The following is a 26,989-nucleotide window of genomic DNA, read 5'->3' as shown; positions in this document are numbered from 1 at the left end:
ATTCAAAATTTCTATTAGTCCTAAAAATTATCATTTTTCATCTCTGGATTGGGCTTTCAAATTAATTTGTGAGAAATCCGGGTAACGCTTATATGTCTGTTCGTGCCGGTCAAAGTTTACCTTTAGAGTTTACTTTGAACTTGGATCAATCCTATATTCTTGAAGATTTTGTTCTTTGGAATGATCGTGGTGGTAGTCAGAATGCTCTTGGGGATGGTTTAAGAGAATTCTCTATTGCTTTCTATTCTGAAGAGGATGGTAGTGGTACAAAAATAGGCGATGATTTTGATGGTGTTGCAGCTGATAGTTTCTCTGAACAAACTTTTAATTTTGACTCCCCATATATAGGTGTCCAGTCTGTTGTTTTAACAATGAATACTTTCTATGGACCAGGAGGACAACCTAATTTTCATCAAGTAAGAGAAGTTGGTTTTAATGGTGAACCTGTTCCCGAACCTTTGACTATTATGGGTGCAGGAGTTGCGATCGCTTTTGGTGCAAGCTTTAAACGTAAATTAGCTAAAAAAGCAACCAAATAAAGCCAAGTTAATTGAATCTTATTGACTCACTCGGCCATTAAATAACTTCATTTTTTGATTAGCTTTCCCTGCTCAAAGTGGGGGAAGCTATTATTATTATATAATATTATTGGACTTTGGACAAAAAAAGTTTGTTAGCGTATATTTTACGCTAAACTAAAATCCCAAAATATCGGCTCTGTATCAGTCAATAAAATTGGCTGACAAATAGGGCTAATCTATAGATTCTGAGGAAAACTAAGGAGCTTTTAAGTTTTTAGTTGATTTTTTGCTCCCTTTCTTGATAACATCATGACGAGTTCGTGGGGCTTTTTTGTAACCTTTAATACGTCCGGAAGAAAAACCTCGACGTTTGGGAAATTTGGCGAAAGTCCCCAAGGTCGTAATTATTCTTGAAAAGTCTCTTTGAACTAGACTAGGGGTGATTTTGATGGATTTATTAGTCTTCAAATACTGTTCCCAATCACGGGGTAAAACCACAGCTAATTTTCTGGCAGCCCACAAATTTACATAAGAAAGAAGTGTTAGTTTAAACCAATTTTCTTCATGATGTACATCGGGAGTTAAATAAGATGTCATCAATAATCTTTGTTTACCAAATCGAAAAAGATGTTCCATGTCATAACGTTGTCGATAACACTGATAACAATCAACTAAACTTAACTCATCGCGCCGAGAACCAATAACAATAAGCCACATAGGTTTCCAAATACTATTTCTTTCTTGATCTCTGACAACAATCTGGAGTAAAGTAAAGGGGTGATTGTTCATCTTATAGTTTTTAGTTCCTCTCATTAACATCTGTTTCCATCCCGAAATAGTCACTGTTAATTGACGACTTTTTTTCGTTGTAAAGGGAACATGATGAACTTCATCAGGTTCAGTCCAAGTTTGGTCATCTTTAAGGTCAAATTTATCCCCATACCAACGGGGATGTCCCGAAGTTTTGGCTTGATTTGGGTCCCGAATAAATTGACGATAAAAAACTCGGTCACTTCTAACTCTTGTAATAGTAACTACGTCTTCATGCTTAACTTGTTCCCCAATAAAATCCTTTTGGCTGTAGTCACTATCAGCCACTAAGACAGATAATTTATCAGAAAATAAAGAACTTTGCCAGATTTTTTTTAGTTGTTGATTGCCTTTATTTACTCCTTTATGTTTAGAGGGGACTCGCTCTCCTGATAAGGGGACAGCCCAAGGGACTTTTTCTGTGTCTATTTGGTCAGGTAAAGCGCAGACAACGGAATAACAATGTCCAATATTAATGGGTTTATTTCCCTTAATTGGATTGGGGTAATGAATAAAGGTTTTATCCGCTAACGTTTCGGCAAACGGTCGTGGACAGGGAGTTGTGTCAATACCAAATAAGTTATAATGTTTTGAAGTGGGAGGAATTGTTCTCGATACCGCTGAAAATAAAGTCTCAATTCTCTGTTCATAATTAGGGTCAGTTTGAGTGGGTAAAAACTATTGAATTCCTCTATATAAACTGTTGTAATCTCTTCTAAATAAAGGATTGAGAGACAATTCAACGACTGAGTGAGCTTGTTGGTTACTGGAGAGGGCATCGAGTAATTCTATAACCCAGATTCCGCACTTCAAAATGTAGTATAAAAAAATACATAGTTTTAAAAAGTCCGAAAATCATACCTGGGCAAGAATATTTCTCTTTTCATTAAATTTTTAGGAAAAATAATCAAATTAAGAAGATTTATACTCATTGAAAACTTAGCAAGACTCAGCACAAACGAAGGAGAGTTTCCTCTTCTCATTTGATATCATTAGACTCTTATTCTTTTATTATTTTTGCTTTATCCAATTCAATTTATAGATAATATCTTTGACAAGATGCAGGTAATAAACTCAATATAAAACGCCTTTCTTCTGTTAAATTGACAATTTGTTTAACTCCGTTTAAAATCACATAATGAATACCTTGAAAACATTGAAATATCCACCTCAAAGTCGGACGCAATGTTACTTTCCTTACTTGATTATTTATTCCTTTTTTGACTCTTTTTAAACAATTTCTTAATTCTCTTTGCCCCAAGTTATAAATCAACAAACACAAAGACATTAAAAATAACATTGTTTCTATTCTTTCTGGTTTTTCAACGAAGAAACTATCAGTAAAAAATAAGGGATCTTTCAAAAATCGAAATCCTCTTTCCGTAGATTGCTGGTTTTTATAAGTTATCAGAATTTCACTAGCTTCTAATTTATTTTCCTCTACTAAGTTAGTTGCTAAAATAAATTTTCCTGCTTCTTTAGTCTTTCTACTTATCTCTTCATCTTTTTTGATGATCAGACTAATCATTTTATAAATCTTTTCCTTTTTTTTCGAGTAAGTTTCAATCAGTTCAACTTCTTTTATTTCCAACAATCTCAATTTTTTATTAATAGCTTTTAATTTATATCGAGCAGCTTGAGGATGTTCAAATTCTTCAGATTGTATTTCTTTAAGAAATTTTTGGGATTTCTTCTCTTCTTGGGAAAGTTGTTTTTCTAGTTTTTCCAAATCACTTTTCTGTCTTTTTTCACTCAAGACTATTAACCAAGTTTGCTTGATTCCACCATAAGTAACAATTTCTTCTTTCCAGGTATAACTTTCTAAATTTAGGTCACTTCTTTTTTCTTTACCTTCATCTTTTACTTCTTCCACCTCTATATTTTGCACTAATTCTTTTGCTTTTTTTATGGTCATTGGAACTCTCGTTATCCATTTTAAATGTTGGATTAGTTGGAGATTTTCTTGACCATATAAAGCACTATCACAAACCATGATACTATCAAACTTTATTTGCTTTTTGAATTCTACTAAAACTTTTCCAAATACAGCTTTATCAGATTCATTTCCATCTCCTACTCTCACAAATAATGGAATATCTCCATCTTGGCTTGTTATTAAATCCAAGACACATTGTTTTAAGTCTGGTCTATGATCCCGAGAATATCCTTTCTTAATAAAAATTGGTCTTTCTTTAATAATTTTTTCTTCTTCCTGTTTCTCTTTATCTTCTTCCCTTTTATATTCTCCATCTAAATGAAATGATGTGGAATCTAAATGGGAGTATTTAAGGTCTATTTTAAATTTTTTAATTACTTCTAAAACTACTTCAATAAAAATATCATTTAGTCCATATTTATATAATTCATCCATTACTCTCCCAATTTTATCATCATTAAGGTAATCAGGTTTAATTCTTTCTCCTAACAATTTCTCAATGGCTTTATCTTGAAAAACTGACTGAATAAATATAGAGGTCTTGAAACAAATCCTAGTCCATTGATTAAAATAGACTTAACTACTGTACCTACTGAGATTTTTTCTCTAACATCTATTCCTAATTTATTATTAATTATTTTGACTATTCCTATTTCATCAATTAAACCAGCTACTATCCCTAAATGGTCTAAATTTTTAACTTGTATTTCTTCTAAATAAGACATTTTTCGCTCTTTTTTTACAGAGGAAACAACTTAAGCAATTATCCCACTTTTTTGTCTTCAAGAGCTTAAGCAATTATACTTAATTGTTAACCCCAGGTTTGTAGTATTTAATGCTACTTTTTGAAGTGCGGAATCTGGGATTAAACCTTAAACAAGTTGCTAATTATCCGATGATTATTCCTGAAAGTTCTTGGGTTCCTCCCCTTGGTTATCAATCAGAAGCTCCTTTTTTAGTAAGCATTTTTCAATCATTAACTGGTATTGATGGGTTCTATTGGTTTGCTATGAAAGAACCGCAATGGAGAGAACCTTCTTCTGCTAATGGTTATCGTCCTTCTTTGGGTAAATGGGTGATTAATACACCAGAATTATTAGGAAACTTTCCTGCCGCTGCCTTGATGTATCGTCAAGGTTACATTAAACAAGGAGAAGCCATTATTAAACAAAATAGAACACTAAAAGATTTATGGAATCGTCAAATACCAATCATTTCTGAGACCAGAAGTTTTGATCCCAATCGTGATCAAAACTATCAAGATGATAATAATCAAACCACAAGGAAAATTCATCCTTTAGCTTTTCTAGTTGGTTCAGTAGAAGTAACTTATGGTAATAATAAAAAAGATAAAATTGTTGATCTTAAGCAGTATATTGATGAAAAAAATAAGATTATTCGTTCTGTTACTGGAGAGATAACTTGGAATTATGGAGAAGGAATTTGTTTTTTAAATACAGCCAAAGCACAAGGTGTCACAGGATTTTTAAATAAGCTTGAAGAGATTAAATTAAAAGATATAACTATAAAATCTAATAACTACTATGCAACTATAATAGTTGTATCAATGGATAATAAACCCATCAAACAATCAGAAAAAATATTGCTTCAGGTAGGTACAATTGCTCGCTCTACAGACTGGAAAAAACAAGCAAGCACCTGGAAAGATAAGAAAGGTAATTTACAACAAGGTTTTGAAATAATCAACTACGGGAAAGCACCTTGGAGACTAGAAAATAATGATATTCAGATAACCCTTAATAATCCAAAATTAACCAAAGCAATTATATTAGATGCTAATGGATTACCAAAACAAACAGTAGAACTAAACAAAAATCGTTCCCAAACTTATTTACAATTTCCTACCAATGCTAAATATGTTATCCTTGAATAAAACAGGTTCATAAGTTACAGTATTAACAGAGACTAAATCTTTAATTTTAATCGCTTATGTCCTCTTCTCCAACTGTCTGGATTGCACGTCATGGAAACCGTCTTGATTTTGTTAAACCCCACTGGTTTAATACTGCAAAAAGACGGTATGATCCTCCTTTATCAGAAGATGGTTTTGTTCAGGCTAAACAATTAGGAAAACGCCTACAAAAAGAAAACATTGGACATATTTTTGCTTCTCCTTTTTTACGGACTATACAAACCGCTTCTGAAGTTGCCAAAATTCTTGATCTTCCCATAAAGTTAGAAGCAGGAATTGGAGAATGGCATAATCCCCATTGGATGAGTGAAAATCCCGAAATCCACCCCAGAGAGTTATTAGAAAAAGATTATCCTTATATTGACTGGAGTTATTCTTCTTATCTAGTTCCTAAATACCCAGAAATGGAAGTTACAATGATGAAAAGAATGGCGGAAGTTGCTGAAAAAGTAGTTAGGGATTATTCCCAAGAAATTTTATTAGTTGGTCATGGAGCTTCTGTGATAGGATTAACTGAAGGATTAACCAAAGAAACCGCTACCTTTAAAGCTTCCTTGTGTTGTTTAGTTAAATTAGTAAAAATTAATGACAAATGGGAGATAGAATTAGGGGGTGATACCTCTCATTTAGGTGAAACCGAAAATCAAGTACGTTTTGTTTAGCGATACTGATAATAATTAACTTCTTATTATATCAATTGCGGTAATTCTAAGGGTATTTTTCCCATAACTCCTTTTCTAAAATCATTTAATAACTGCATAGTTGCACGTTCTGTATCCCCTTTAAATTTGCTGTTACCTAAACTTTCAATATATTCTTCTCCTGTTATATTTTGAGGATCAAGTTGATAGCGAGATGACAAAATATTATCAAAATTTAACTCAACTAATAAGTCAATTAACGCTGCTCCAATCTGTTGATTATCATAGGCGGCTTCCCCAATATCTTCACAGATGGCTAACTTTACGGCATCCTCTTGATTTTCTAACTTAGCTGGAATAATTCCAGGTGCATCTAAAAGTTCGAGAGCATCAGATATGCGTATCCATTGCAACTGACGGGTTACTCCAGCACGTCTAGCACTAGCTGCTACTTTTCGCCCCAATAAACGGTTAATTAACGCTGATTTTCCCACATTAGGAAAGCCGATAACCACTGCTCGAACCGCACGAGGGCGCATTCCTCGTTGCTGTCTTCTTTCGTTCATTTGTACGCCAGCAGCTTGTGCTGCTTTTTTTAAAGCCTTAATTCCTTTACCCTGTTTAGCATTGGTACAATAAAGTGTCTCTCCCTGAGCAGCAAACCAGTTCAACCAGCCTTGACGTACCGATTCCGGTATCATGTCGGTACGGTTAAGTACAACCAGTCTCGGCTTATCTCCTATCCATCCAGGAACGTCTGGATGATGGGACGCTAGAGGGATGCGAGCGTCTAAGACTTCAAAGATCACATCTACACGGTTGAGTTGTTCTTTGAGTTGTCGTTCCGCTTTGGCAATATGGCCAGGATACCATTGAATGAAGGGCATGATTAATCGAAGTCAGAAGTCAGATGTTTTTGCATCAAGGATTATTAGAATGGCCTTCTCAAATTATGGGATAACCGCTAGAATTTTAGACTGCCTTCCCCCTAAGTCTACAAGAAAAATCTTATACTAATAGCCCGATAATTTGCAACCGCTATCGGTACGAAAAAAGCAATGGAATCTGTCTCAATCCGGCTCGTTGGTAGTCAAGCATTAAAGCTTTAAATTCTACCCATTCCTTTTCAGACTCGATCCCGATACACCCAGCAGTACCAGGAACATTGCGATCAGCATGGATACCAAAGTCGCCTCTAGTTTTCCCCCCAATGTTAACCATGTGAGGATTAATCTTGTAGAATTTCCCAGCAATACCAGGATTAGACAAGGTTAAAGGAATTACATTTACCTCTTGGTGTTAACTGCAATCAGCTTGCCTTTTCCCCGATCATCCTTGTTCGCTATAAAAACTAAGATTTTAGGATATTTAGAATAATGAACTTTAACCTCTCTAAAAGCAGTTTCGACCCTTGGATCTGGGCTTGAACTAACAGGAGTGAGTAGGGTAGATGGAAAAAGAAATAAAGACGCGATCGCAGTGACTAACAGCCAAGGATAGTATTTTAAGAAACTAAGGTAAAGTCTGTGAACTAGGGAACTGTGGGGCGTTGTAACCTTGGTTTGTCTTTTCATGTCTCAGATAGGCATTAATAGCATTTAACTTGGAAACTGAGAGACTAAAGCCAAGTGAACAAACAATGATTAGAATTACTAAAAGCTGGTGAATCGAGATAGGGGGATCTGGTTTAGGGCTTGGGTAGCCCTGTTTTCGGTTAAACATAAAAGCCTCCTAAACTAAGTCATGGGATTACCTATTAAATCGTCAAGTTTTCTATGAACGGTGTTCTGATTATTACCCGTGTATTCCCAAATTTTAAGTTGAAATTCTCTATGCCAGAAAGGAACTTGTACTTCTAGGGCGTAACTACTAGAAACAGGTGGCAATTGGATGATCTCAACTTGATTCAAGTAAAGCTTCCCCACTTTTAAAACGGTGTCTGGTTCGGTTTGCCCAACCAGTAAAGTAGTTAGCATTTTAGCTAAGTACCTTGCACCATATCTCCAGTTATCTTGAGCCTCGGAGTTAGCGCAATAAATAGCGATAATAGGAGAATCGATGGTATAGCCTAGTTTAATAGGAGGGATAGAGTTAAACCTCTCTAGAGCGGGATTTACTTCGGGAGCGTTGTAAGTTTGGTCATGAACTGAAAACCAATTTTGTCGATTATTAAATTGATATTCTATAGCCATAGGCAAGAAGAAAGAGTGTTTTTGATTGACTTTTTGAGTGGGAAATCATCAGACTAAATTAAAGTCTCTCAAGTTAGTTGATACGGTTTCGGCATAAGAATCCATATCAATATTTTGAGCTTCCATTAAGTCAAGATAATCCTGGAAAGGTAGCTTACCCTCTAAGAAAGAGTCCATTAATTTCCGGCAATTATCCAGTTGCGAACAAAGGTCAGTCATGTCTCTATTGGGGGAAGGATTTCCCCAGATAATTAGTGATTTTCTAAGGTCTCCTTTAAAACTCATTAGCCCCTCGATATTTTTTCCGGTGTGAAACTAACAACATAATCATTAGTAATTCCTGCGGTGGCTAAAATTGCATTTTGCGCCCCAAACTCATAAGCAGCAGCCCCAGAGCCGGCCCCAAAGGGAATAGTATAGGAACCAGTCACAACCTGTTTGTATTGAAGTCCGGTTGCTCTAGAGGTTTGACTTCCACTGCCGTTAGATCGTCCTAGAATAGCTTTAGCCGGAATGAACCCAGCACGTTGGACATAGGTGGCAGGAACGGGATCGGTAACATTTAAGTTAAAGACAGCATTCCCTGATATCGCATCATATTGAGCCTTAGCACGAGACCCCATTTTTACCAAAGTGTGGTTAGCATCTCCTGCACCATCTAAACCGAAAGCCATGACTCCCACATTCTGTTTTTTCCCACTAGCAGGGGGAGCAGTTCGGGGTTTACGCTCATTTGGATCTTGCTTCCATTCCTTATACTTCCGATACTTGTTAGTGGCAGGTAATTGATTAAAATCAAAGTCAATTGCAGTTAAAGTGTTGTAAACGTCCTCTAAATCGCTGAATCTTTGTCCCATAAGGTTATAAGTGTAATTTGCTGATGTGGTCATTACCTTTTTAACCTACTTTTCGCAGTGCTAGATCGTCACGGAAACCCTATAGGGTTTCATTGTATAGAGACAAGGTTTAAGGGATCGTTTGTTTGACTTGTTGGGAATCCTTACAGGTCAAACTAGAATTCATTGACCAAGGCATTGAGATACCTAAACGTTCGATCGTATAAAGGAATGAGATCGGGTTTTCCCTAGGAGTTACGCATTGACAGATGGTTTACAATGTGCATAGTCCAAACAGAGAAAGCTATCGCTGTTAACAAAAAGCAAAAAACTGATAAAATAGAGAGGATTATAAGAACTGGAGGTAGATATCCGAACTATAACGAAGAAATCAACGGCTAAATGTCATTTAGAACTCTATACTTACTATTTAATTGCTGAATCCAAATATTCGGGTCGTAATCGTTTATCCGAGATATTTGAGGATTTATCTCATGATAGTGTTAACCGTTTTTTATTAAGAGAAAGCTATAAACCTGTTGATTTATTCAATGAATTTAAACAGCACATTGAACTGAGTGGGGGAACCTTAAGTATTGATGATACAGTCATTGAAAAACTTTATAGTAATCCTAAATTAAGTAAATTTATTGGTTATTTCTGGTCAGGAAATAAACATAAAACTATCAAAGGAATTAATTTAGTTACTTTATTATATACTGACCCTAATGGAATTTCAGTCCCTCTAAATTATCGACTTTATGATAAAGAAGATAATCTGTCTAAAAATGATTATTTTCGGATGATGCTATCGGAAGTTTTAGCTTGGGGACTGAGGCCAATTTATGTAACTGGTGATAGTTGGTATTCATCTAAAGAGAACCTTAAAATTTTGAAAAAACAAGAATTAGGTTTCATGATAGGAATAGCTAAAAATCGACAAGTATCAATCGTTAAAGGACAATATCAATCCGTTGAAAGCTTAGAAATAGAGGAAAATGGGACAATTGTTTACTTAAAAGAGTTTGGCGAAGTTAAAGTATTTAAGAAACATTTCAAAAACGGGATGCTTCGTTTTTATATTTTATTTGACAAAGAAAATAAAGACTTAAGAGAAACAGATAAAACTCTATTTACTTTGTTGAAAACAACTCATTGGATTATTGAATGTTACCATCGTGCGCTCAAACAATTATGTGGTATCAATAAATTTATAGTCAGAAAATCAGAAGCTATATTGACCCATTTCTTTAGTTCTTTACGGGCTTTTATTAAACTTGAATTAATGAGAGCTAATGAGTTAATTGATAATTGGTATCAACTCCAAAGAGAATTGTCTATTGAAGTTAATCGGAATTTTATTTTAGAGCAAATAAATTTGAAATTATCAGCCTAATTTATAGATTAGTTATTGTTATTATTACGTCAATTTTAATGACTCTAATAATTAGCGATCGTTGTCTCTCTTTAAAGCTACTCATATTTAAGTTAATTTGTCAATGCGTAACTCCTAAGTTAATTCAAAAACTAAGAATGGAAGAAATCGATAAAAATAGATTAATCAAGGATTATTTAACTGGGGTTGATCTAAGTGGGGCTAATTTACAAGGAATTAATTTAAGTTGGGCTAATCTTAGTAACATTGATTTACAAGGAGCTAATCTTACCGGTGCTAATTTAAATGGTGTTAACCTCAACAAATCTAACCTAAATGAAACTTATCTCATTCAGGTGTCTCTAGTTGGAGCCGATATTATTGAAGCTAATTTAATGGGATCTGACTTAACAAAATCCGTTCTCATGGGGACTAATTTAAGCAGTGCTAATCTCAGTGGTGTTAATCTTAGTAAAGCCAATTTAAGTGGCTGTAATCTCAGTTATACGGATCTAAGTTGGGCTAACCTGAGTTACGCTAATTTGAGTAACTGTAATTTGAATAATGCTATCCTCCAAAGAAGTTGTCTCAATAAAACTAAACTAGGGTTTGCTGAATAAAAGCAAAACCCTATTCTTTAAAAGGTTACACCCATATTCGCGATCGCAAAAAAGATCAGCTTTGTCGGCTACAAACCGCTATAATTGGTAGAAACACCTCCCAGTTGTTGGTCAAGAACAAATGTATCGAAAAGAGGAGCAACCTTTACCGCCCCCAGAAAAATTTGAATTACCTTTCGAGGGCAAATTGTCCCCCAATAATCGTTGGGTAATCATGGCAGAGTTGATACCTTGGGATGATTTTGAGGAAGAATATGCTAAACTTTTTTCAGCAGAAAAAGGTGCGCCAGCCAAACTATTTAGAATGGCATTAGGGACATTAATTATTAAGGAAAAATTAGGAACAAGTGATAGAGAAACTATAGAACAGATTAGAGAAAATCCCTATCTACAATACTTTATAGGTTTAAATTGTTATCAACAAGAGCCACCACTGGAATCTTCAATGCTAGTTCATTTTAGGAAAAGAATTGATGGAGAATTGATAAACAAAATCAATAAAAAAATAGTAAAAAGAGAAATAGACAAGAGTGATAAAGAAGTAAAAAAAAAGGATTGTCTCCAAGAAAAAGGAGAAAAAATAAAAAATAAAGGTAAACTAATTTTAGATGCGACTTGTGCGCCAGCAGACATCAAATACCCAACGGATTTAGGCATATTAAATCAAGCCAGAATTGAGACAGAAAGAATAATAGATAATCTTTATAAACCATTAAGAGTAAAATTGAGAAAAAAGCCGAGAACTTCTAGAAAAATTGCTAGAAAGGAATACTTAAAAGTAGCTAAAAAACGAAAAGTATCTTATCAAGAAAGAAGAAAAGCTATCGGGAAACAGTTAAAATACCTTAAGAAAAATTTAGGAAATATAGAAGACTTAATTCAAGCTGGGGCTTCCCTGGAAAATCTGAGTAAAAGACAGAAAAATTGTCTAGAGACTATCAAAAAAGTTTATGAACAACAACAGTCAATGTGGGAGAATAAGACCCAGAGTGTTCCTCAAAGAATTGTAAGTTTAACTCAACCGCATATTCGTCCAATAGTGAGGGGAAAAGCAGGAAAACCAATAGAGTTTGGAGCTAAACTCTCAGTAAGCTGTGTAGATAACTATGTGTTTCTAGAAAAAATAAGTTGGGAAAATTTCAATGAATCTTGTCATTTAAAAGAACAAGTAGAAAAGTATAAAGAAACGTTTGGCTATTATCCCGAATCTGTCCATGTAGATAAAATTTATCGAACTAGGGAAAACAGAAATTGGTGTAAGGAAAGAGGGATAAGAATCAGTGGTCCGAAGTTAGGAAGACCTCCGAAAAATGTCAGTGAAGAAGAAAAGAAACAAGCCCACTCCGATGAATGCTTCCGTAATGCTATTGAGGGAAAGTTTGGACAAGCTAAACGAAGATTTAGCCTAAATCTCGTGATGACAAAACTCCCTGAAACCTCCATTACATCTATTGCTATTACATTTTTAGTTGTCAATCTTTCTAAACTTCTGAGGCAGTTTTTGTCGCTTTTTTTGTCCTTATTTACTAATAATAGAACAGGGGAACTCATCAAACCGCCTTTCATTAATTTTGATTATACTTTAAACAATTTTTATGTACTAAAACTTATTGATTTGTCAGAAAATTCTTGGTCGAAAGTGGCATAAATTTTGGAGAAACTTTTTCAGCAAACCCTAAAATAGAGAATTAAGGTGATTTTAAAAACTCTCTTTCCATCTTTTTAGGGGATTTTAAATATTAAATAGCTTCATTCAGTTTCGGTTCCAATATAGATATCTAAGTAGCTTTCAGTTAGAGATTGAATGACTCGTTCTAATTCATCAATGAGATTTCTTCTAGTGAGTTTTTCTACAGCATCAATATGAGCAGAACTTCCGGCTCGTCCTAAATATTTATATTTGGTTTTTTTCTCATTATTAGTGGCCATAGGAAAAATTGATTCAGCAGACTGTAGTTTATAATACCAGTAGATTGTTCCCTTTCGATTAACCTGATAACGAATAATATGACAATTAGCTGGTGCTACTTCCCCTTCCCGTTCAATTTTCTTTATTTTCTGTTTAAGAGAGCGAATTAGACTCTTAATTTGTTTGGCTCTCAGGTGGACATCTTGACTGGTCTTAAGTTCGGAATGTGATGACATTAGCCTTAACTGTAACAAACAACCTCTTTTGATGTTAGCGTATATATTCCGCTAATTTATAAGGTAATAAATTTTAAAAATGACCAAAAATGAAACGGCTACGTCTGTCGAGGAATTCCTGGTGTGGAGGTCTAACCTCTTCCAAGGACTAAAAGCTAGAAAAGAAACTATTATAGAATTACTCGATGCCCTCTCCAGTAACCAACAAGCTCACTCAGTCGTTGAATTGTCTCTCAATCCTTTATTTAGAAGAGATTATAACAGTTTATATAGAGGAATTCAAGAGTTTTACCCACTCAAACTGACCCTAATTATGAACAGAGAATTGAGACTTTATTTTCAGCGGTATCGAGAACAATTCCTCCCACTTCAAAACATTATAACTTATTTGGTATTGACACAACTCCCTGTCCACGACGGTTTGCCGAAACGTTAGCGGATAAAACCTTTATTCATTACCCCAATCCAATTAAGGGAAATAAACCCATTAATATTGGACATTGTTATTCCGTTGTCTGCGCTTTACCTGACCAAATAGACACAGAAAAGTCCCTTGGGCTGTCCCCTTATCAGGAGAGCGAGTCCCCTCTAAACATAAAGGAGTAAATCAAGGCAATCAACAACTAAAAAAAATCTGGCAAAGTTCTTTATTTTCTGATAAATTATCTGTCTTAGTGGCTGATAGTGACTACAGCCAAAAGGATTTTATTGGGGAACAAGTTAAGCATGAAGACGTAGTTACTATTACAAGAGTTAGAAGTGACCGAGTTTTTTATCGTCAATTTATTCGGGACCCAAATCAAGCCAAAACTTCGGGACATCCCCGTTGGTATGGGGATAAATTTGACCTTAAAGATGACCAAACTTGGACTGAACCTGATGAAGTTCATCATGTTCCCTTTACAACGAAAAAAGGTCGTCAATTAACAGTGACTATTTCGGGATGGAAACAGATGTTAATGAGAGGAACTAAAAACTATAAAATGAACAATCACCCCTTTACTTTACTCCAGATTGTTGTCAGAGATCAAGAAAGAAATAGTATTTGGAAACCTATGTGGCTTATTGTTATTGGTTCTCGGCGCGATGAGTTAAGTTTAGTTGATTGTTATCAGTGTTATCGACAACGTTATGACATGGAACATCTTTTTCGATTTGGTAAACAAAGATTATTGATGACATCTTATTTAACTCCCGATGTACATCATGAAGAAAATTGGTTTAAACTAACACTTCTTTCTTATGTAAATTTGTGGGCTGCCAGAAAATTAGCTGTGGTTTTACCCCGTGATTGGGAACAGTATTTGAAGACTAATAAATCCATCAAAATCACCCCTAGTCTAGTTCAAAGAGACTTTTCAAGAATAATTACGACCTTGGGGACTTTCGCCAAATTTCCCAAACGTCGAGGTTTTTCTTCCGGACGTATTAAAGGTTACAAAAAAGCCCCACGAACTCGTCATGATGTTATCAAGAAAGGGAGCAAAAAATCAACTGAAAACTTAAAAGCTCCTTAGTTTTCCTCAGAATCTATAGATTAGCCCTATTTGTCAGCAAATTTTATTGACTGATACAGAGCCGATATTTTGGGATTTTAGTTTAGCGTAAAATATACGCTAACAAACTTTTTTTGTCCAAAGTCCAATACTTCAGCAACAGCATGGTATGAAATTTCCGGAGGAAAACTTAAGCTTTTTCTAGTTCAAGATAAATGGTATGCTATCAGCCTGAATGCACCTAAAACATTTAGTTCAAGCAAGAACGAACATAAAACAGGTAGTTATCTTAAATACGATCCTAGAAAAGAAATACTTTGGCATTATTTTGATTTATTTAATCCTAATTATTCGTTACCTTTAGCAAAATAAAATTATAAAAGTTTATAAAGCAAATCATTTCTACCATAATGAGATTGATTATCATTATTATTATCCTAATGGAAACATAAATGGTGTTATTAAATTTAGCAAGTTATATAGTTTGAACAGCTTCAACTTTGCCGACACCATAAAGCTACTACTAAAAACCCAAATAACTGAACCAAAACAATACTAGGACCACTAGGAAGATCGATCGCCCCAGAAATAACCATTCCCATTACTTCACTGGTGGCACCTATGGCAGCAGCAGTGACTAAAAATGAGATAAACTGGTATTAGAATTCATCTACCGACGACTTTTCCAGTATCCAGGCTCTCGGCTACAATGCATAACCGCTAAAATAAGAATATAGTCCTGCTCAATCGTGTAAAGAATCCCGTAAGGAAATCTCCGCGTCATACATCGCCGAACATCATCATCAATTGCATTATAGCGAGTGGACGATTCTCTAACCCGATATACTGCATCTTCGATCGCATTAATAAATGCTTGTGCGACTTCAGTTCGTTGCTCAGTGTAATACCGAACAGCATCAGCATATTCTTTGAGTGCTTCAGGATGAAATACATACTTCACGGCTCAATCATACCTCTAACTTGAGCCAACGCCTGATCTCCTGGAATGACTTGCACAGAACCATCCCGAACTTCATCCCGTCGCTTTTTGGCTTCAGTTATCCAAATTGACTGAATTGTTGAATCGGTGTCAAATTCTAAGCTTTCTACCAATTTGTCTGCAAGAATTGCCCTTGAAGCATTAGGCAAGGATAATATTTCCTCTGTTAGTTGCTCAATTGACCGCATAGTTTCCCCATAAAAAGATAAACTTTAAACATATTCTATCAAACTTGCCGACACCATAAAGCTACTATTAAAAACCCAAATAACTGAACCAAAACAATACTGGGACCACTAGGAAGATCGAGCGCCCCAGAAATAACCATTCCCATTACTCCACTGGTAGCACCTATGGCAGCAGCAGTGACTAAAAAAGGGACAAACTGCTGACAAATTAATCTAGAAGTTGCCGCAGGAATAACTAAAAAAGCATTGACCAATAAAATACCAACAGCACGAATAGTTAGAGCGATCGTAATTGCTAAAAGCACGATAAAAAAATAACGATTGCTACTAACAGGTACGCCTTTTACTAAAGCTAAATCCCTATTAAGAGTAAGTAATATTTGCTCTGGCAAACTCATAATTATCCAGGCTACAGTTATAGCTAAAAGTAACAATAATAAAATTAGATCTGTATTACTAATAGCTAAAATATCACCAAATAAAATTGATAATAAATTCCCCCGATATCCCTTTAAATAACTAAAACCAATTGTACCTAAAGCGATAGAACCCGATAGGGAAATACACAATACTGTATCGCTACCTAAATCAGTTTTGTCAATTAAATAAATTACACCTAAACCAAAAGCAACGGTAAAACCAATCAAAGTCCAAGTGGTAGGAAGTTCTAATAAAGCAGCTAAAACCACTCCTAGCATGGCTGAATGTCCCACTGTATCCCCGAATAGGGAGAGACGACGCAAGATTAAAAAGCTGCCTAAAATGCCTCCTAAAATACCAAGCAGTACACCACCCAGTACCGCCCGTTGCATAAAGGGTAAACTAAAAAGATTCAGGAAGTTGACTAGATTCATTATGATGATTACAAGTTGGACTAACTAAAGCACCGTATATGTGCAAGAGATTTTCCGGGGTGAGAGTGGTTTGAGGGGAACCTTGATAAAGTAAGCGACGGTTTAAACAAATTACCGAGTCACAATAGCGACTAACTAAATCTAAATCGTGGGAAACTTCCAATATCGTCCAATTTTGTTCTTGTTTGAGACTATTAAGTAAAGCAGCAAATTCCATTTTCCCCGTAGCATCTACCCCGGCTAAAACTTCATCGAGAACTAAAAGACGACGGGGAGCGACTAAACAGTAAGCTAATAAAACTCGCTTTAACTCCCCTCCGCTTAGAGTGCCGATTTTTTGTTGAGCTTGTTTGGTTAAATTAACTTGTTCTAAAGCTTGGTGGATAATCTCTCGTTGACCTTTGTGATCGCGCCACCAATATTTACTATTTAACCCCAAACCCACTAACTCCGATACTATTAAGGGGAAAGTGCGTTCAAAGGGAAACTTTTGGGGAATATAACCAATTTCCTGTTTTAATCGCTTTAACCGTTTACCAGTACCATCAAACAAGCTAATTTCACCTGACTGCGCTTCAAGCAACCCTAAAATGGATTTCATCAAGGTAGTTTTCCCTGCACCATTAGGACCAATAATGGCCGTATGAGTCCCCGGCAATAATTCAAAAGAAACATTATCTACTGCTAGATATTCCCCACGCATTACCGATAAGTCTTTTACTTTGAGGATGGGTTGGGGAATAGATACGTTTTGGTCCATTAAATTTACAGAGGAAAATAGCAAGAACAAAAAACTGATAACTGATCACTGATCATTGACACGCTCTTGATAATGCTTCGAGATTACCCCGCATCACTTGAAAATAATATTGTGGATTTGTTTCTCCTGCCTCAAGAGGGTTGATCTCTTCAAGAGATAGATTTAAGTCACTGGATATTTGCTCAACGCGCTTGTCTTTAATTCCTGGTTCAGTCAATAAAGCTTTAACAGAATGTTCCTTAGTTATTTGTTGTATCCGTTGGATATCTTGGGGAGTAATGCTCTCTTCAGGAATTTCTACTATTGCTTCTTGTTCCAGTCCATAACGTTGCGCTAGATAGGGAAAAGCATCGTGAAAAGTAATAAAGTTACAACCTTGAACCGGGGCTAATTTTTCTTTAAATTCATTATCTAGCTGTTGTAGTTGTTCAATATAAGCTTGAGCATTGCTACGATAGCTATCTGCATTGTCGGGGTCTATTTCAATTAACCTATCTCTAATATTAGCTACCTGTTGTTGCGCTAAAACAGGGTCTAACCAAACGTGAGGATTTCCCTCTGGATGATGATGTCCATGTCCATGTTCATCATGTTTATCTTCATCATGTTTATCTTCATCATGTTTATCTTCATCATGTTTATCTTCATCATGTCCATGTTCATCATGTCCATCTTCCCCTTCCATTGCTTCTATTCCTTCACTAGCATCAATTTGCTGAAGTTTAGAATTACCTGCATTGGCAACTAAACCTGATAAAAACTCTTCCATCCCCAAACCGTTTTCTACTAAAACATCTGCTTGTGCTAACAATTTAGCATCTTCTGGGGTAGCTTGATAGTCGTGAACTTCCTTTCCAGGGGAAATCAAAATATCTACTTGTCCCGTATCTCCTACTACAGCTTTAGTAAACAAATGAACCGGTAAAAAAGTAGTTACAATCTTGGGACCAGAACTTGTTTCGGCTGTGGGTTCAGAACTTGTTTGGGGTGTGGAATCAGAACTTGTTGGGGGAGTCGTTTCTGGACTACAAGCGATCGCACTTAAACAAGTGAAAGCAGTAATGAAAATGCGTTGTAAAGATGCTTTGGAACGAAGGCCATGGAGTAGGGAGATATATTGATTGGTAGAACTCATATAATTTAGTGGATAAATGGTTAATTAAAATGATAATCATTCTCATTGTATAATAATGATAATTATTTTCTTGATTAATCCACAGTGGCACTACCTAGTTATATAGACCTAGCTATGATTGGGGCAGGGGTTCAGGCTCTGACGTTAACCACACACCTCTTGCAAAAAAGCGCAAAGTATGATCACAAAATTTTAATTTTCGATCCCAGTCAAACGTGGATGAGTCGATGGCAGCAACAATTTGCAGCACAACAAATTCCTGCTTTGCGATCGCCGGCGGTTCATCACCCTGATCCAGATCCCCATCAATTAAGAACTTTTGCCGAACATCGGCATCATGAACTATTTTCTCCTTATGATAGACCGGGGACACAACTATTTAACGATTTCTGTGATGAAGTTATTCGTCGTTGGAAGTTAAGTGATAAAGTTTATCCAGCTAAAGTTATCCAGATTTTACCAATTAAAACTGCTTCACGTTCCCGATTTCAATTGGTTTTAGATACGGGAGAAACTATTATGGCCCGTAGAGTTGTCTTAGCTACGGGAAGTGGCAAAATACAACTTCCTGATTGGGTACAGAAGATTACCTCAGATTATCCCTCAGAGAGATTATGTCATTCTCAACAGGTAAATTTAAACAAACTTAACATAACAGGAGAAAGGGTTTTAATTGTTGGTGGTGGTTTAACTAGCGGACATCTAGCCAAAGGTGCTATCAACCTGGGGGCGAATGTTACTTTAATGACCAGAAAACAGTTACAAGAAAAAATCTTTGATGCTGATCCGGGTTGGTTAGGACCCAAATATCTCAAAGACTTTCAGGCCGAAACTGATTGGTATATCCGTTACCAACAAATACAGCAAGCTCGTAATGGTGGTTCCATGATTCCTGAAATGATGCTGCAATTAAGAAAGGCAGTATCCGAAGGCACAATAATAATCAATGAATGCTGTCAAGTTAGGGCTGCACAATGGCAAAATAATCTCTGGCAGGTTGATTGTGAAGACGGAAGTAAAGATCAATTTAACCGTATCTGGTTGGCTACTGGTACAAGATTTAGTGCTATGGAACATCCTTTGTTGCAAGAGGTACTTGAGACTTATCCCACAGAAATAGTTAACGGTTTACCTGTACTAGATGAATATTTACGTCTGCCCAAGTCTAACTTTTTTATTATGGGTGGTTTAGCTGCTTTACGCATTGGCCCTGTTGCCAGAAATATTGGTGGGGCAAGAATGGCTTGTAAAAGTATCGTACCAGCAATTGTTAAACCTAGTTTGGCGATTAGGTGATTTTTTGCTTATTCTTTTTCTAAAATTTCTAAAGAAGTAGCAGTGTAACGAAAAATATAAGGCTTGCAATAGGTTTTTTCATCAGGAAAAGAAGTTCCGTAAAATGCCACATAGCAATCATAGTCATAAATCTCTTCGCTATACCAGCAATGAGCTACAATTCCATACTCCCCAGTGGAAGGAAGTCTTACTTTCGTACCTGGTTTTATGTATTGGTCGTTAGTACATTTTTCCCCTTCAGGACGCTCTCCCACCCCATGATAGGCATAGACTCCATAATCATCAGCAAATTGCAACGCATATTCCCATTCAGCATGAAGTTGGTTTTGGCTATCTAATGATAATTTTATAGGGCGATCGCATACAAAACAAACATTCTCGAACATCGCAACAAAGTCGCATTGCTGCATTAATTCTTGTATTACCTGCCACTTCTGGCGATCGTACTGTAACTTGAGTTCGGAGATACAAAAATCGAACATACAACCACGACAAAAAAAATTCCCCAGTGTAAATAAACTTCTTATTAGCTTGGAAACTTCTTCATATTGGTTGTCTAAATAGTCAGGATCGATACGCCCTAAATCTTGAAATATTTGCGATTCGACACAACTTTCTACTCTCATACTCGTGAGGTAAATAGTTTTTTGTAGATACGTTGTATGCAACGTATCTACAGGAGGGTAGCAGCATAAATATATTCAATCCTCTATTTGATAGCGATAGCGAGCTTGCAGAAAATAAACGCGATCCAAAGGCCACACGGAGCCTAATCGCCTTTCGCTTTATAGACTCAATAATGTATTTCTAAGAATAACTCTGGAGATTCAATTAGCAATGACCTCGCTCTCATAAATATTTGGTTGTGGAAGATTTTTATTATCTTCTATTAGTAACTCCAAAACCTCTTGAGCGTTTTTTACAGCTTCTTCATAAGTATCGCCATGAGTTCGAGCATATTTGCCAAATTCGGGTAAAGAAACAATGTAACATTCGTCTTCATCTGACCATTGAATTAAGATACTATAGTGCGATTTCATTTTTGAGCCTCCTGAATATCTTTGAGCAAATCTTTTACATCTTTTTCTTGATAGCGTTTAGCATCATTCCCATCTTTACCAGATATAGTTATCTTGTAATCTAACAAAGGATGACTGCATTTAGTGTGGCTTCCTTTACCCTGTTCGCAAATACAATCTGCTTTCAATAGCATAGCTTTTAATTCTCTAATTTTCTTGGGAAAATACTTCTTCCTATGTCGGCTTTCCGTTTTAAGCTTACCTTGCAAAGCGAGATTGCACCAATGACTTAAGTAATTTGTATCCTGTACCATTGAATAAATAGACTTAACCGTTACCATTAAATGCCCGTGAGTAAGACCAAAGCAGACGATATTTGTCAAGTAAGATGTTTCAACACCGAGCTAGTTACGCAAATTCGGGAAACTTTACCCTCAGAAGATACTTTAGAAGAAATGACGGTTATATTTAATGCTTTAGCCGATCGCTCGCGTATTCAGATCCTTTATGCTCTTAGAAACGGCGATGAGCTTTGTGTCTGCGATATTGCTGCCATGTTAAATGTCAAGATCGCCACCGCTTCCCATCATTTACGGAAAATGCGAGATTTGAAACTACTTAAATATCGTAATGACGGCAAATTGGCTTATTATTCTCTAAGAGATAAGCGTGTAACCGATATTCTTAGTTACTCTTTGCCAAACTTTATCTAAATGGCGATGGGTTGACATACTCCACTCCCTGAAGTGAGTGGATTCTCCAAACATCACTCGTCTGGATTACTGGCTCATCCAGACCGCTTAACTATCTCCACTCTCGCAGTAGCTAGCCATAGGCGGGGCTGTCCCCAGTCGTTCAGGTGGTTGCCCTCAGTTTTCGGATGCCCGACCATACTGTTTATTCAGAATGTTGGTTTATTCAAACTTTGGTACTCAATCACGTTTCCCTAGCTGTTTTTGCTGTGCTTTCGCCACCACAGGTTCTTAGTTTCGACCTTCTCGGAACGCTTTGCCTCTAGAATTTCCTAGCCTACGCAGTAGGGGGTCGGGTATTTCAACCAAACACATTCTACCATAAATTTCCCTCACTGTGCGCCGTAAACGGCGGGGAACCTTAAACCCCTAATTGTTCGGTAAAGTTCTCACTCAAGCTAGACAAGCATTGAATTAAAACTTAAAGGGGATATAATGAGAATGATAATTATTATCAAAAAATCAAGGGTCTAAAACCAACTCCTTTAGGACGTAACGATGCTCGGATAGAACCGTAAGGCAGGGTATACCGAAATTCACGTCTTGGGAGACATGAATAAGTAAGACCAGTGATTGCACGTTTCGGCAGGGGGAAATTCTCGCCTAACAGGAGAAGTATATCACATTGGTCACTAATAAATAAAAGGAGAGTGTTAATCTAGGACTGAAAATGAAAAGATCATGAAAGCTAAATATACTCGTTCTCAAGAGAAAATTATTCGGGTACTCAAGTCGTTAAAGTATGGTATTTCCGCCCAGGACTTATATGCAGAACTCAAACATCGAGATCAGCCTTTAGGACTAGCAACAGTTTACCGTGCCTTAGAAGGTTTAAAAACTCAAGGAACTGTGAAATCACGAACTTTAAGCAATGGAGAAGCAATTTACAGTGTAATTTCTCATGAGCAACACCACGTAATTTGTGTTAGTTGTGGTCAATCTTTCGTGATCAATGAGTGTCCTGTTCATGATTTAGAAAAACGATTAGAGAAGACTTATAACTTTCAGGTCTACTACCATACCCTAGAATTTTTTGGGCGATGTCATGAATGTAATACAAAATCCGTTCTTTGACCCAGTATTAAAGCAAACTAAGTATATTTACTATTGTTAAAGACTGTTTCGCCCAATATTTTTCCAGAGAAAATAGTAAAAGTTATTTTCGGCAAACATCCCAGAAAACACTGAGTGTCCGTAGGTTTTGGCAGAATATTCCGTGTTTGTCACCAAGCGTAATCTAGGTCTAATCTGTCACATTAATAGTAGAAAGGTTGTCAGATTTTGATAACCGATAATTCTGAAACAGCACTGAATGATTTAACTTTAAAAATTACTTAGGGTTTGCTGAAAAAGTTTCTCCAAAATTTATGCCACTTTTGACCAAGAATTTTCTGACAAATCAATAAGTTTTAGTACATAAAAATTGTTTAAAATATAATCAAAATCAATGAAAGGCGGTTTGATGAGTTCCCCTGTTCTATTGTTAGTAAATAAGGACAAAAAAAGCGACAAAAACTGCCTCAGAAGTTTAGAAAGATTGACAACTAAAAATGTAATAGCAATAGATGTAATGGAGGTTTCAGGGAGTTTTGTCATCACGAGATTTAGGCTAAATCTTCGTTTAGCTTGTCCAAACTTTCCCTCAATAGCATTACGGAAGCATTCATCGGAGTGGGCTTGTTTCTTTTCTTCTTCACTGACATTTTTCGGAGGTCTTCCTAACTTCGGACCACTGATTCTTATCCCTCTTTCCTTACACCAATTTCTGTTTTCCCTAGTTCGATAAATTTTATCTACATGGACGGATTCGGGATAATAGCCAAACGTTTCTTTATACTTTTCTACTTGTTCTTTTAAATGACAAGATTCATTGAAGTTTTCCCAACTTATTTTGTCTAGAAACACATAGTTATCTACACAGCTTACTGAGAGTTTAGCTCCAAACTCTATTGGTTTTCCTGCTTTTCCCCTCACTATTGGACGAATATGCCGTTGAGTTAAACTTACAATTCTTTGAGGAACACTCTGGGTCTTATTCTCCCACATTGACTGTTGTTGTTCATAAACTTTTTTGATAGTCTCTAGACAATTTTTCTGTCTTTTACTCAGATTTTCCAGGGAAGCCCCAGCTTGAATTAAGTCTTCTATATTTCCTAAATTTTTCTTAAGGTATTTTAACTGTTTCCCGATAGCTTTTCTTCTTTCTTGATAAGATACTTTTCGTTTTTTAGCTACTTTTAAGTATTCCTTTCTAGCAATTTTTCTAGAAGTTCTCGGCTTTTTTCTCAATTTTACTCTTAATGGTTTATAAAGATTATCTATTATTCTTTCTGTCTCAATTCTGGCTTGATTTAATATGCCTAAATCCGTTGGGTATTTGATGTCTGCTGGCGCACAAGTCGCATCTAAAATTAGTTTACCTTTATTTTTTATTTTTTCTCCTTTTTCTTGGAGACAATCCTTTTTTTTTACTTCTTTATCACTCTTGTCTATTTCTCTTTTTACTATTTTTTTATTGATTTTGTTTATCAATTCTCCATCAATTCTTTTCCTAAAATGAACTAGCATTGAAGATTCCAGTGGTGGCTCTTGTTGATAACAATTTAAACCTATAAAGTATTGTAGATAGGGATTTTCTCTAATCTGTTCTATAGTTTCTCTATCACTTGTTCCTAATTTTTCCTTAATAATTAATGTCCCTAATGCCATTCTAAATAGTTTGGCTGGCGCACCTTTTTCTGCTGAAAAAAGTTTAGCATATTCTTCCTCAAAATCATCCCAAGGTATCAACTCTGCCATGATTACCCAACGATTATTGGGGGACAATTTGCCCTCGAAAGGTAATTCAAATTTTTCTGGGGGCGGTAAAGGTTGCTCCTCTTTTCGATACATTTGTTCTTGACCAACAACTGGGAGGTGTTTCTACCAATTATAGCGGTTTGTAGCCGACAAAGCTGATCTTTTTTGCGATCGCGAATATGGGTGTAACCTTTTAAAGAATAGGGTTTTGCTTTTATTCAGCAAACCCTAAGTAAACTTTTCTATCATCACTAATTTGAAGATTGATCATTTCATTATCATTTTTTACAGTCTCTTGTACGATTTCGACTTGAGTAGTCATTATTCAATTCTCCTATCAATTAAGGACTTAAGTATGAGAATTTTTGCTCAACTTAAGCCAACAGTTTTTATTATTGTTTGATCATAGATCAATTACATCTATGTTAATCATCAATTACTATTAATTCTTTTTACTTACTATTACTGATTTTTTAAGAAGTATTGAGAATAATATAGATTTATTAAGTTGTTTGGTTGTTGATTTACTTATGTCCTAATATTTTATCCCGAAGACGTTTAATTTTATCTCTATATTTTGCAGCTTCTTCAAACTCCAAATTTTTAGCAGCTTCTTGCATTTGTTGTTCTAATTGTTGAATTAATTCGGGAACTTTATCTAAGGGTAAATCGTCAGCTTGGGTGTAAACTTCTTCTAACTCTTGAGAATTTAAACGACGGGATATATCTAAGAAGGATAAAATAGCATTGCTTGAGCGTTTAATAATGGGTTTTGGTGTGATATTATGCCGTTTATTATGAGCCATTTGAATGTTTCTTCTTCTTTCTGTTTCTTCCATGGCTTTGATCATACTATCGGTTAAATTATCCCCATATAATATAGCTTGACCATTAACATGACGGGCAGCCCTACCAATGGTTTGAATTAAGGATTTTTCTGCCCTCAAAAACCCTTCTTTATCTGCATCTAAAATAGCTACTAAAGAGACTTCTGGTAAATCTAAACCTTCCCGTAATAAGTTAACACCAATCAACACATCAAATTCACCATTTCTCAAAGCTTGTAAAATTTCTATACGTTCGATGGATTTAATTTCGGAATGTAGATATCTTACTTTGATATCTCTTTCTTGAAAATACTCGGTTAAGTCTTCTGACATCCGCTTTGTTAAAGTGGTAATCAATACCCTTTCTTGACGTTTAACCCTTTGTTTAATTTCCCCTAATAAGTCGTCAACTTGTCCTTCAGTTGGACGCACAAAAATTTCGGGATCTAATACTCCTGTAGGACGGATAATTTGTTCAATAACTCTCTCTTCTGATTGTTCAATTTCCCAGTTTCCAGGAGTTGCAGAAACAAATATACATTGATTCACTTTATCCCAAAACTCTTCTGATTTTAATGGGCGATTATCCGCCGCACTAGGCAAACGAAACCCGTGATCAATCAATACTTTTTTCCTCGCTTGATCCCCGTTATACATTCCCCTAATTTGAGGTACAGTAACATGGGATTCATCTACAATCAATAACCAATCTCTGGGAAAATAATCAACTAAACATTCTGGAGGTGATCCTGCTTTTCTCCCTGCTAAATGACGGGAATAATTTTCTACCCCATTACAATAACCAACCTCTCTTAAGAGTTCTAAATCGTAGCGAGTACGTTGATTAATACGTTGTAATTCTAATAGTTTACCTGCTTTTTCTAAGCATTGTACCTGTTGTTTTAATTCGATATCTATGGCTTCACAAGCAAATTCTAATTGTTCGTCTGGGGTTACAAAATGTCGTGCGGGATAAATATTGATATTTTTCAAACTATTTAAAATATCTCCTGTCACGGGATCTAAATAACGAATAGCATCAATTTCATCCCCAAAAAATTCAACTCTAATAACTCTATCTTCATAAGCTGGAACTATCTCTAAAACATCTCCTTTTACTCTAAATCTTCCTCGTTGTAACTCCAGATCGTTACGAGAATATTGAATAGTAACTAAGTCTCTTAATAGTTGTCTTTGATCTACTTCTTTTCCTACCACCAAAGGAACAGAAGCTTTTAAATATTCAGAGGGCATTCCTAACCCATAAATACAGCTAATAGAAGCAACAACAATCACATCTTTTCTCTCAAATAATGACCGTGTTGCCGAATGCCTTAACATATCTATTTCATCGTTAATAGAGGCAGTCTTTTCAATATAAGTATCACTGACAGGAATATAAGCTTCAGGTTGATAATAATCGTAATAACTGATGAAATATTCAACTGCGTTATTAGGGAAAAATTGTCTGAACTCGTTACATAATTGTGCCGCTAAGGTTTTATTATGTGCCAAAACCAAAGTGGGTTTTCCTATGTTTTCAATCACCGCAGCAACGGAAAAAGTTTTCCCTGTTCCGGTTGCCCCTAATAGGGTTTGAAAACGGTTTCCTGCTTCGATAGATTTTGTTAACTGTTTAATGGCAGAAGGTTGATCACCAGTGGGTTTAAATGGGGCTTTTAGGTTAAAAATTGGATTAGTCATCATTAAAAATAATAAACAGTTTTGTAGTGCGAGCATCTTGCTCGCTATAAGTAGTCGGACATATTTAAAGTTAACTGTCAGGGAAGGTATAGTATATGTTTATAGCGAGCAAGGCTTGTGTTGAGGAACGAAGTATGATCCCATTCCTAA

26 protein-coding genes and 3 pseudogenes are annotated in these 26,989 nt (G+C 35.8%); 10 read left to right on the top strand and 19 right to left on the bottom strand.

From position 1 onward, the window contains the following. The first annotated feature begins 92 nt into the window (after positions 1-92). Complete coding sequence (locus tag CWATDRAFT_RS41650; RefSeq protein WP_007304135.1) at positions 93-539, top strand: PEP-CTERM sorting domain-containing protein; 447 nt, start codon at positions 93-95, stop codon at positions 537-539. 237 nt (positions 540-776) lie between these two features. Here CWATDRAFT_RS41650 and CWATDRAFT_RS05825 read toward each other — a convergent pair. Continuing rightward, positions 777-2,126, bottom strand: a pseudogene (locus CWATDRAFT_RS05825) (NF041680 family putative transposase); the annotation flags it as partial. Between the two features lie 241 nt (positions 2,127-2,367). Next, a pseudogene (locus CWATDRAFT_RS05820) lies at positions 2,368-3,992 on the bottom strand (IS1634-like element ISCwa1 family transposase). A gap of 110 nt (positions 3,993-4,102) precedes the next feature. Here CWATDRAFT_RS05820 and CWATDRAFT_RS05810 point away from each other — a divergent pair. Next, a complete protein-coding gene (locus CWATDRAFT_RS05810) occupies positions 4,103-5,161 on the top strand; it encodes a hypothetical protein (protein WP_007304131.1) in 1,059 nt (352 codons plus the stop codon). Between the two features lie 56 nt (positions 5,162-5,217). Next, positions 5,218-5,862, top strand: coding sequence for a histidine phosphatase family protein (locus CWATDRAFT_RS05805; protein ID WP_007304130.1), 645 nt, complete (start codon positions 5,218-5,220; stop codon positions 5,860-5,862). A 26-nt stretch (positions 5,863-5,888) separates the two neighbouring features. On the opposite strand, the gene ylqF is transcribed toward CWATDRAFT_RS05805, so the two are convergent. The 5 genes from ylqF to CWATDRAFT_RS05775 form a co-directional block, all read right to left on the bottom strand. After that, complete coding sequence (gene ylqF, locus CWATDRAFT_RS05800) at positions 5,889-6,728, bottom strand: ribosome biogenesis GTPase YlqF (RefSeq protein WP_007304129.1); 840 nt, start codon at positions 6,726-6,728, stop codon at positions 5,889-5,891. 151 nt (positions 6,729-6,879) lie between these two features. Beyond that, positions 6,880-7,110 (bottom strand): hypothetical protein, encoded by a 231-nt coding sequence (locus CWATDRAFT_RS38270; protein ID WP_042711206.1) that lies wholly within the window; start codon positions 7,108-7,110, stop codon positions 6,880-6,882. Between the two features lie 467 nt (positions 7,111-7,577). Then, entirely contained in the window at positions 7,578-8,039 is a 462-nt protein-coding gene (locus tag CWATDRAFT_RS39395) for a hypothetical protein (protein ID WP_232287018.1), read from the bottom strand. A 42-nt stretch (positions 8,040-8,081) separates the two neighbouring features. Then, complete coding sequence (locus CWATDRAFT_RS05780; RefSeq protein WP_035824965.1) at positions 8,082-8,318, bottom strand: hypothetical protein; 237 nt, start codon at positions 8,316-8,318, stop codon at positions 8,082-8,084. Next, the gene (locus CWATDRAFT_RS05775) at positions 8,318-8,923 is read right to left on the bottom strand and encodes a hypothetical protein (RefSeq protein ID WP_007304127.1); all 606 of its coding nucleotides are present in this window, start codon (positions 8,921-8,923) and stop codon (positions 8,318-8,320) included. The genes CWATDRAFT_RS05780 and CWATDRAFT_RS05775 overlap by 1 nt, the downstream gene beginning before the upstream one ends. 316 nt (positions 8,924-9,239) lie before the next feature. Between CWATDRAFT_RS05775 and CWATDRAFT_RS32985 the strand changes: the two genes are divergently transcribed. From CWATDRAFT_RS32985 to CWATDRAFT_RS05760, 3 genes are all read left to right on the top strand, one after another. Then, on the top strand, positions 9,240-10,265 hold the full coding sequence (locus CWATDRAFT_RS32985) for an IS701 family transposase (RefSeq protein ID WP_071892160.1): 1,026 nt from the start codon (positions 9,240-9,242) through the stop codon (positions 10,263-10,265). Between the two features lie 38 nt (positions 10,266-10,303). Beyond that, positions 10,304-10,864: a pentapeptide repeat-containing protein gene (locus tag CWATDRAFT_RS05765; RefSeq protein WP_007304125.1), complete on the top strand. Its 561-nt coding sequence runs from the start codon at positions 10,304-10,306 to the stop codon at positions 10,862-10,864. Positions 10,865-10,985: 121 nt separating this feature from the next. After that, entirely contained in the window at positions 10,986-12,512 is a 1,527-nt protein-coding gene (locus CWATDRAFT_RS05760) for an IS5-like element ISCwa2 family transposase (protein ID WP_007304124.1), read from the top strand. 101 nt (positions 12,513-12,613) lie between these two features. Here the strand turns inward: CWATDRAFT_RS05760 and CWATDRAFT_RS05755 are convergent, their stop codons facing one another. Continuing rightward, complete coding sequence (locus tag CWATDRAFT_RS05755; protein WP_007304123.1) at positions 12,614-13,009, bottom strand: hypothetical protein; 396 nt, start codon at positions 13,007-13,009, stop codon at positions 12,614-12,616. Between the two features lie 79 nt (positions 13,010-13,088). On the opposite strand from CWATDRAFT_RS05755, the pseudogene CWATDRAFT_RS05750 reads away from it, so the two are divergent. Then, positions 13,089-14,526 (top strand): annotated as a pseudogene (locus CWATDRAFT_RS05750) (NF041680 family putative transposase). 473 nt (positions 14,527-14,999) lie between these two features. On the opposite strand, the gene CWATDRAFT_RS37045 reads toward CWATDRAFT_RS05750, so the two are convergent. The 6 genes from CWATDRAFT_RS37045 to CWATDRAFT_RS05725 are packed head-to-tail and all read right to left on the bottom strand — an operon-like array spanning position 15,000 to position 18,442. Next, positions 15,000-15,155 carry a metal ABC transporter permease gene (locus CWATDRAFT_RS37045; protein WP_268742206.1) on the bottom strand — a complete coding sequence of 52 codons (156 nt, stop codon included), beginning with the start codon at positions 15,153-15,155 and terminating at the stop codon, positions 15,000-15,002. 20 nt (positions 15,156-15,175) lie between these two features. After that, on the bottom strand, positions 15,176-15,466 hold the full coding sequence (locus CWATDRAFT_RS05745; RefSeq protein WP_042711203.1) for a type II toxin-antitoxin system RelE/ParE family toxin: 291 nt from the start codon (positions 15,464-15,466) through the stop codon (positions 15,176-15,178). Continuing rightward, on the bottom strand, positions 15,463-15,693 hold the full coding sequence (locus CWATDRAFT_RS05740) for an addiction module protein (RefSeq protein WP_007312306.1): 231 nt from the start codon (positions 15,691-15,693) through the stop codon (positions 15,463-15,465). Before CWATDRAFT_RS05740 ends, CWATDRAFT_RS05745 begins: the two co-directional genes overlap by 4 nt. A 38-nt stretch (positions 15,694-15,731) precedes the next feature. Beyond that, positions 15,732-16,547, bottom strand: a complete 816-nt coding sequence (locus CWATDRAFT_RS05735; RefSeq protein ID WP_007304121.1) for a metal ABC transporter permease — start codon at positions 16,545-16,547, stop codon at positions 15,732-15,734. Then, a complete protein-coding gene (locus CWATDRAFT_RS05730; protein WP_007304120.1) occupies positions 16,516-17,307 on the bottom strand; it encodes a metal ABC transporter ATP-binding protein in 792 nt (263 codons plus the stop codon). Before CWATDRAFT_RS05730 ends, CWATDRAFT_RS05735 begins: the two co-directional genes overlap by 32 nt. Before the next feature lie 52 nt (positions 17,308-17,359). Next, positions 17,360-18,442 (bottom strand): metal ABC transporter solute-binding protein, Zn/Mn family, encoded by a 1,083-nt coding sequence (locus CWATDRAFT_RS05725; RefSeq protein ID WP_007304119.1) that lies wholly within the window; start codon positions 18,440-18,442, stop codon positions 17,360-17,362. A gap of 84 nt (positions 18,443-18,526) precedes the next feature. Here CWATDRAFT_RS05725 and CWATDRAFT_RS05720 point away from each other — a divergent pair, with 84 nt between their 5' ends. Beyond that, complete coding sequence (locus tag CWATDRAFT_RS05720) at positions 18,527-19,738, top strand: FAD/NAD(P)-binding protein (protein ID WP_007304118.1); 1,212 nt, start codon at positions 18,527-18,529, stop codon at positions 19,736-19,738. An 8-nt stretch (positions 19,739-19,746) separates the two neighbouring features. Here the strand turns inward: CWATDRAFT_RS05720 and CWATDRAFT_RS05715 are convergent, their stop codons facing one another. From CWATDRAFT_RS05715 to CWATDRAFT_RS37040, 3 genes are all read right to left on the bottom strand, one after another. After that, the gene (locus CWATDRAFT_RS05715) at positions 19,747-20,220 is read right to left on the bottom strand and encodes a DUF6745 domain-containing protein (protein WP_232287017.1); all 474 of its coding nucleotides are present in this window, start codon (positions 20,218-20,220) and stop codon (positions 19,747-19,749) included. A 345-nt stretch (positions 20,221-20,565) separates the two neighbouring features. Next, the gene (locus CWATDRAFT_RS05710) at positions 20,566-20,778 is read right to left on the bottom strand and encodes a type II toxin-antitoxin system HicB family antitoxin (protein ID WP_007304116.1); all 213 of its coding nucleotides are present in this window, start codon (positions 20,776-20,778) and stop codon (positions 20,566-20,568) included. Continuing rightward, a complete protein-coding gene (locus tag CWATDRAFT_RS37040; RefSeq protein WP_007304115.1) occupies positions 20,775-21,098 on the bottom strand; it encodes a type II toxin-antitoxin system HicA family toxin in 324 nt (107 codons plus the stop codon). Before CWATDRAFT_RS37040 ends, CWATDRAFT_RS05710 begins: the two co-directional genes overlap by 4 nt. A 3-nt stretch (positions 21,099-21,101) precedes the next feature. Here CWATDRAFT_RS37040 and CWATDRAFT_RS05700 point away from each other — a divergent pair, with 3 nt between their 5' ends. Together CWATDRAFT_RS05700 and CWATDRAFT_RS05695 are read left to right on the top strand one after the other, a co-directional pair. Continuing rightward, complete coding sequence (locus CWATDRAFT_RS05700; RefSeq protein ID WP_007304114.1) at positions 21,102-21,470, top strand: ArsR/SmtB family transcription factor; 369 nt, start codon at positions 21,102-21,104, stop codon at positions 21,468-21,470. Between the two features lie 720 nt (positions 21,471-22,190). Further along, the gene (locus tag CWATDRAFT_RS05695; protein ID WP_007304113.1) at positions 22,191-22,583 is read left to right on the top strand and encodes a Fur family transcriptional regulator; all 393 of its coding nucleotides are present in this window, start codon (positions 22,191-22,193) and stop codon (positions 22,581-22,583) included. 291 nt (positions 22,584-22,874) lie between these two features. On the opposite strand, the gene CWATDRAFT_RS05690 is transcribed toward CWATDRAFT_RS05695, so the two are convergent. Next, positions 22,875-24,401 carry an IS5-like element ISCwa2 family transposase gene (locus tag CWATDRAFT_RS05690; protein WP_007304112.1) on the bottom strand — a complete coding sequence of 509 codons (1,527 nt, stop codon included), beginning with the start codon at positions 24,399-24,401 and terminating at the stop codon, positions 22,875-22,877. Positions 24,402-24,832: 431 nt separating this feature from the next. Next, positions 24,833-26,875 carry an excinuclease ABC subunit UvrB gene (uvrB, locus tag CWATDRAFT_RS05685; RefSeq protein ID WP_007304111.1) on the bottom strand — a complete coding sequence of 681 codons (2,043 nt, stop codon included), beginning with the start codon at positions 26,873-26,875 and terminating at the stop codon, positions 24,833-24,835. Positions 26,876-26,989: the final 114 nt, after the last annotated feature.

Origin of the sequence: Crocosphaera watsonii WH 8501 (assembly GCF_000167195.1) — a bacterium.
GTDB lineage: Bacteria > Cyanobacteriota > Cyanobacteriia > Cyanobacteriales > Microcystaceae > Crocosphaera > Crocosphaera watsonii.
This window is presented reverse-complemented; position numbering and strand designations above follow the sequence as displayed.

Bases quoted from the DNA above. Each gene is read 5' to 3' on its own strand.
- CWATDRAFT_RS41650 (WP_007304135.1), top strand. From the start codon at position 93: ATGTCTGTTCGTGCCGGTCAAAGTTTACCTTTAGAGTTTACTTTGAAC.
- CWATDRAFT_RS05810 (WP_007304131.1), top strand. From the start codon at position 4,103: ATGCTACTTTTTGAAGTGCGGAATCTGGGATTAAACCTTAAACAAGTT.
- CWATDRAFT_RS05805 (WP_007304130.1), top strand. From the start codon at position 5,218: ATGTCCTCTTCTCCAACTGTCTGGATTGCACGTCATGGAAACCGTCTT.
- ylqF (WP_007304129.1), bottom strand. From the start codon at position 6,728: ATGCCCTTCATTCAATGGTATCCTGGCCATATTGCCAAAGCGGAACGA.
- CWATDRAFT_RS05780 (WP_035824965.1), bottom strand. From the start codon at position 8,318: ATGAGTTTTAAAGGAGACCTTAGAAAATCACTAATTATCTGGGGAAAT.
- CWATDRAFT_RS05775 (WP_007304127.1), bottom strand. From the start codon at position 8,923: ATGACCACATCAGCAAATTACACTTATAACCTTATGGGACAAAGATTC.
- CWATDRAFT_RS05765 (WP_007304125.1), top strand. From the start codon at position 10,304: ATGACTCTAATAATTAGCGATCGTTGTCTCTCTTTAAAGCTACTCATA.
- CWATDRAFT_RS05760 (WP_007304124.1), top strand. From the start codon at position 10,986: ATGTATCGAAAAGAGGAGCAACCTTTACCGCCCCCAGAAAAATTTGAA.
- CWATDRAFT_RS05755 (WP_007304123.1), bottom strand. From the start codon at position 13,009: ATGTCATCACATTCCGAACTTAAGACCAGTCAAGATGTCCACCTGAGA.
- CWATDRAFT_RS05740 (WP_007312306.1), bottom strand. From the start codon at position 15,693: ATGCGGTCAATTGAGCAACTAACAGAGGAAATATTATCCTTGCCTAAT.
- CWATDRAFT_RS05735 (WP_007304121.1), bottom strand. From the start codon at position 16,547: ATGAATCTAGTCAACTTCCTGAATCTTTTTAGTTTACCCTTTATGCAA.
- CWATDRAFT_RS05730 (WP_007304120.1), bottom strand. From the start codon at position 17,307: ATGGACCAAAACGTATCTATTCCCCAACCCATCCTCAAAGTAAAAGAC.
- CWATDRAFT_RS05725 (WP_007304119.1), bottom strand. From the start codon at position 18,442: ATGAGTTCTACCAATCAATATATCTCCCTACTCCATGGCCTTCGTTCC.
- CWATDRAFT_RS05715 (WP_232287017.1), bottom strand. From the start codon at position 20,220: ATGTTCGATTTTTGTATCTCCGAACTCAAGTTACAGTACGATCGCCAG.
- CWATDRAFT_RS05710 (WP_007304116.1), bottom strand. From the start codon at position 20,778: ATGAAATCGCACTATAGTATCTTAATTCAATGGTCAGATGAAGACGAA.
- CWATDRAFT_RS37040 (WP_007304115.1), bottom strand. From the start codon at position 21,098: ATGGTAACGGTTAAGTCTATTTATTCAATGGTACAGGATACAAATTAC.
- CWATDRAFT_RS05700 (WP_007304114.1), top strand. From the start codon at position 21,102: ATGCCCGTGAGTAAGACCAAAGCAGACGATATTTGTCAAGTAAGATGT.
- CWATDRAFT_RS05695 (WP_007304113.1), top strand. From the start codon at position 22,191: ATGAAAGCTAAATATACTCGTTCTCAAGAGAAAATTATTCGGGTACTC.
- CWATDRAFT_RS05690 (WP_007304112.1), bottom strand. From the start codon at position 24,401: ATGTATCGAAAAGAGGAGCAACCTTTACCGCCCCCAGAAAAATTTGAA.
- uvrB (WP_007304111.1), bottom strand. From the start codon at position 26,875: ATGCTCGCACTACAAAACTGTTTATTATTTTTAATGATGACTAATCCA.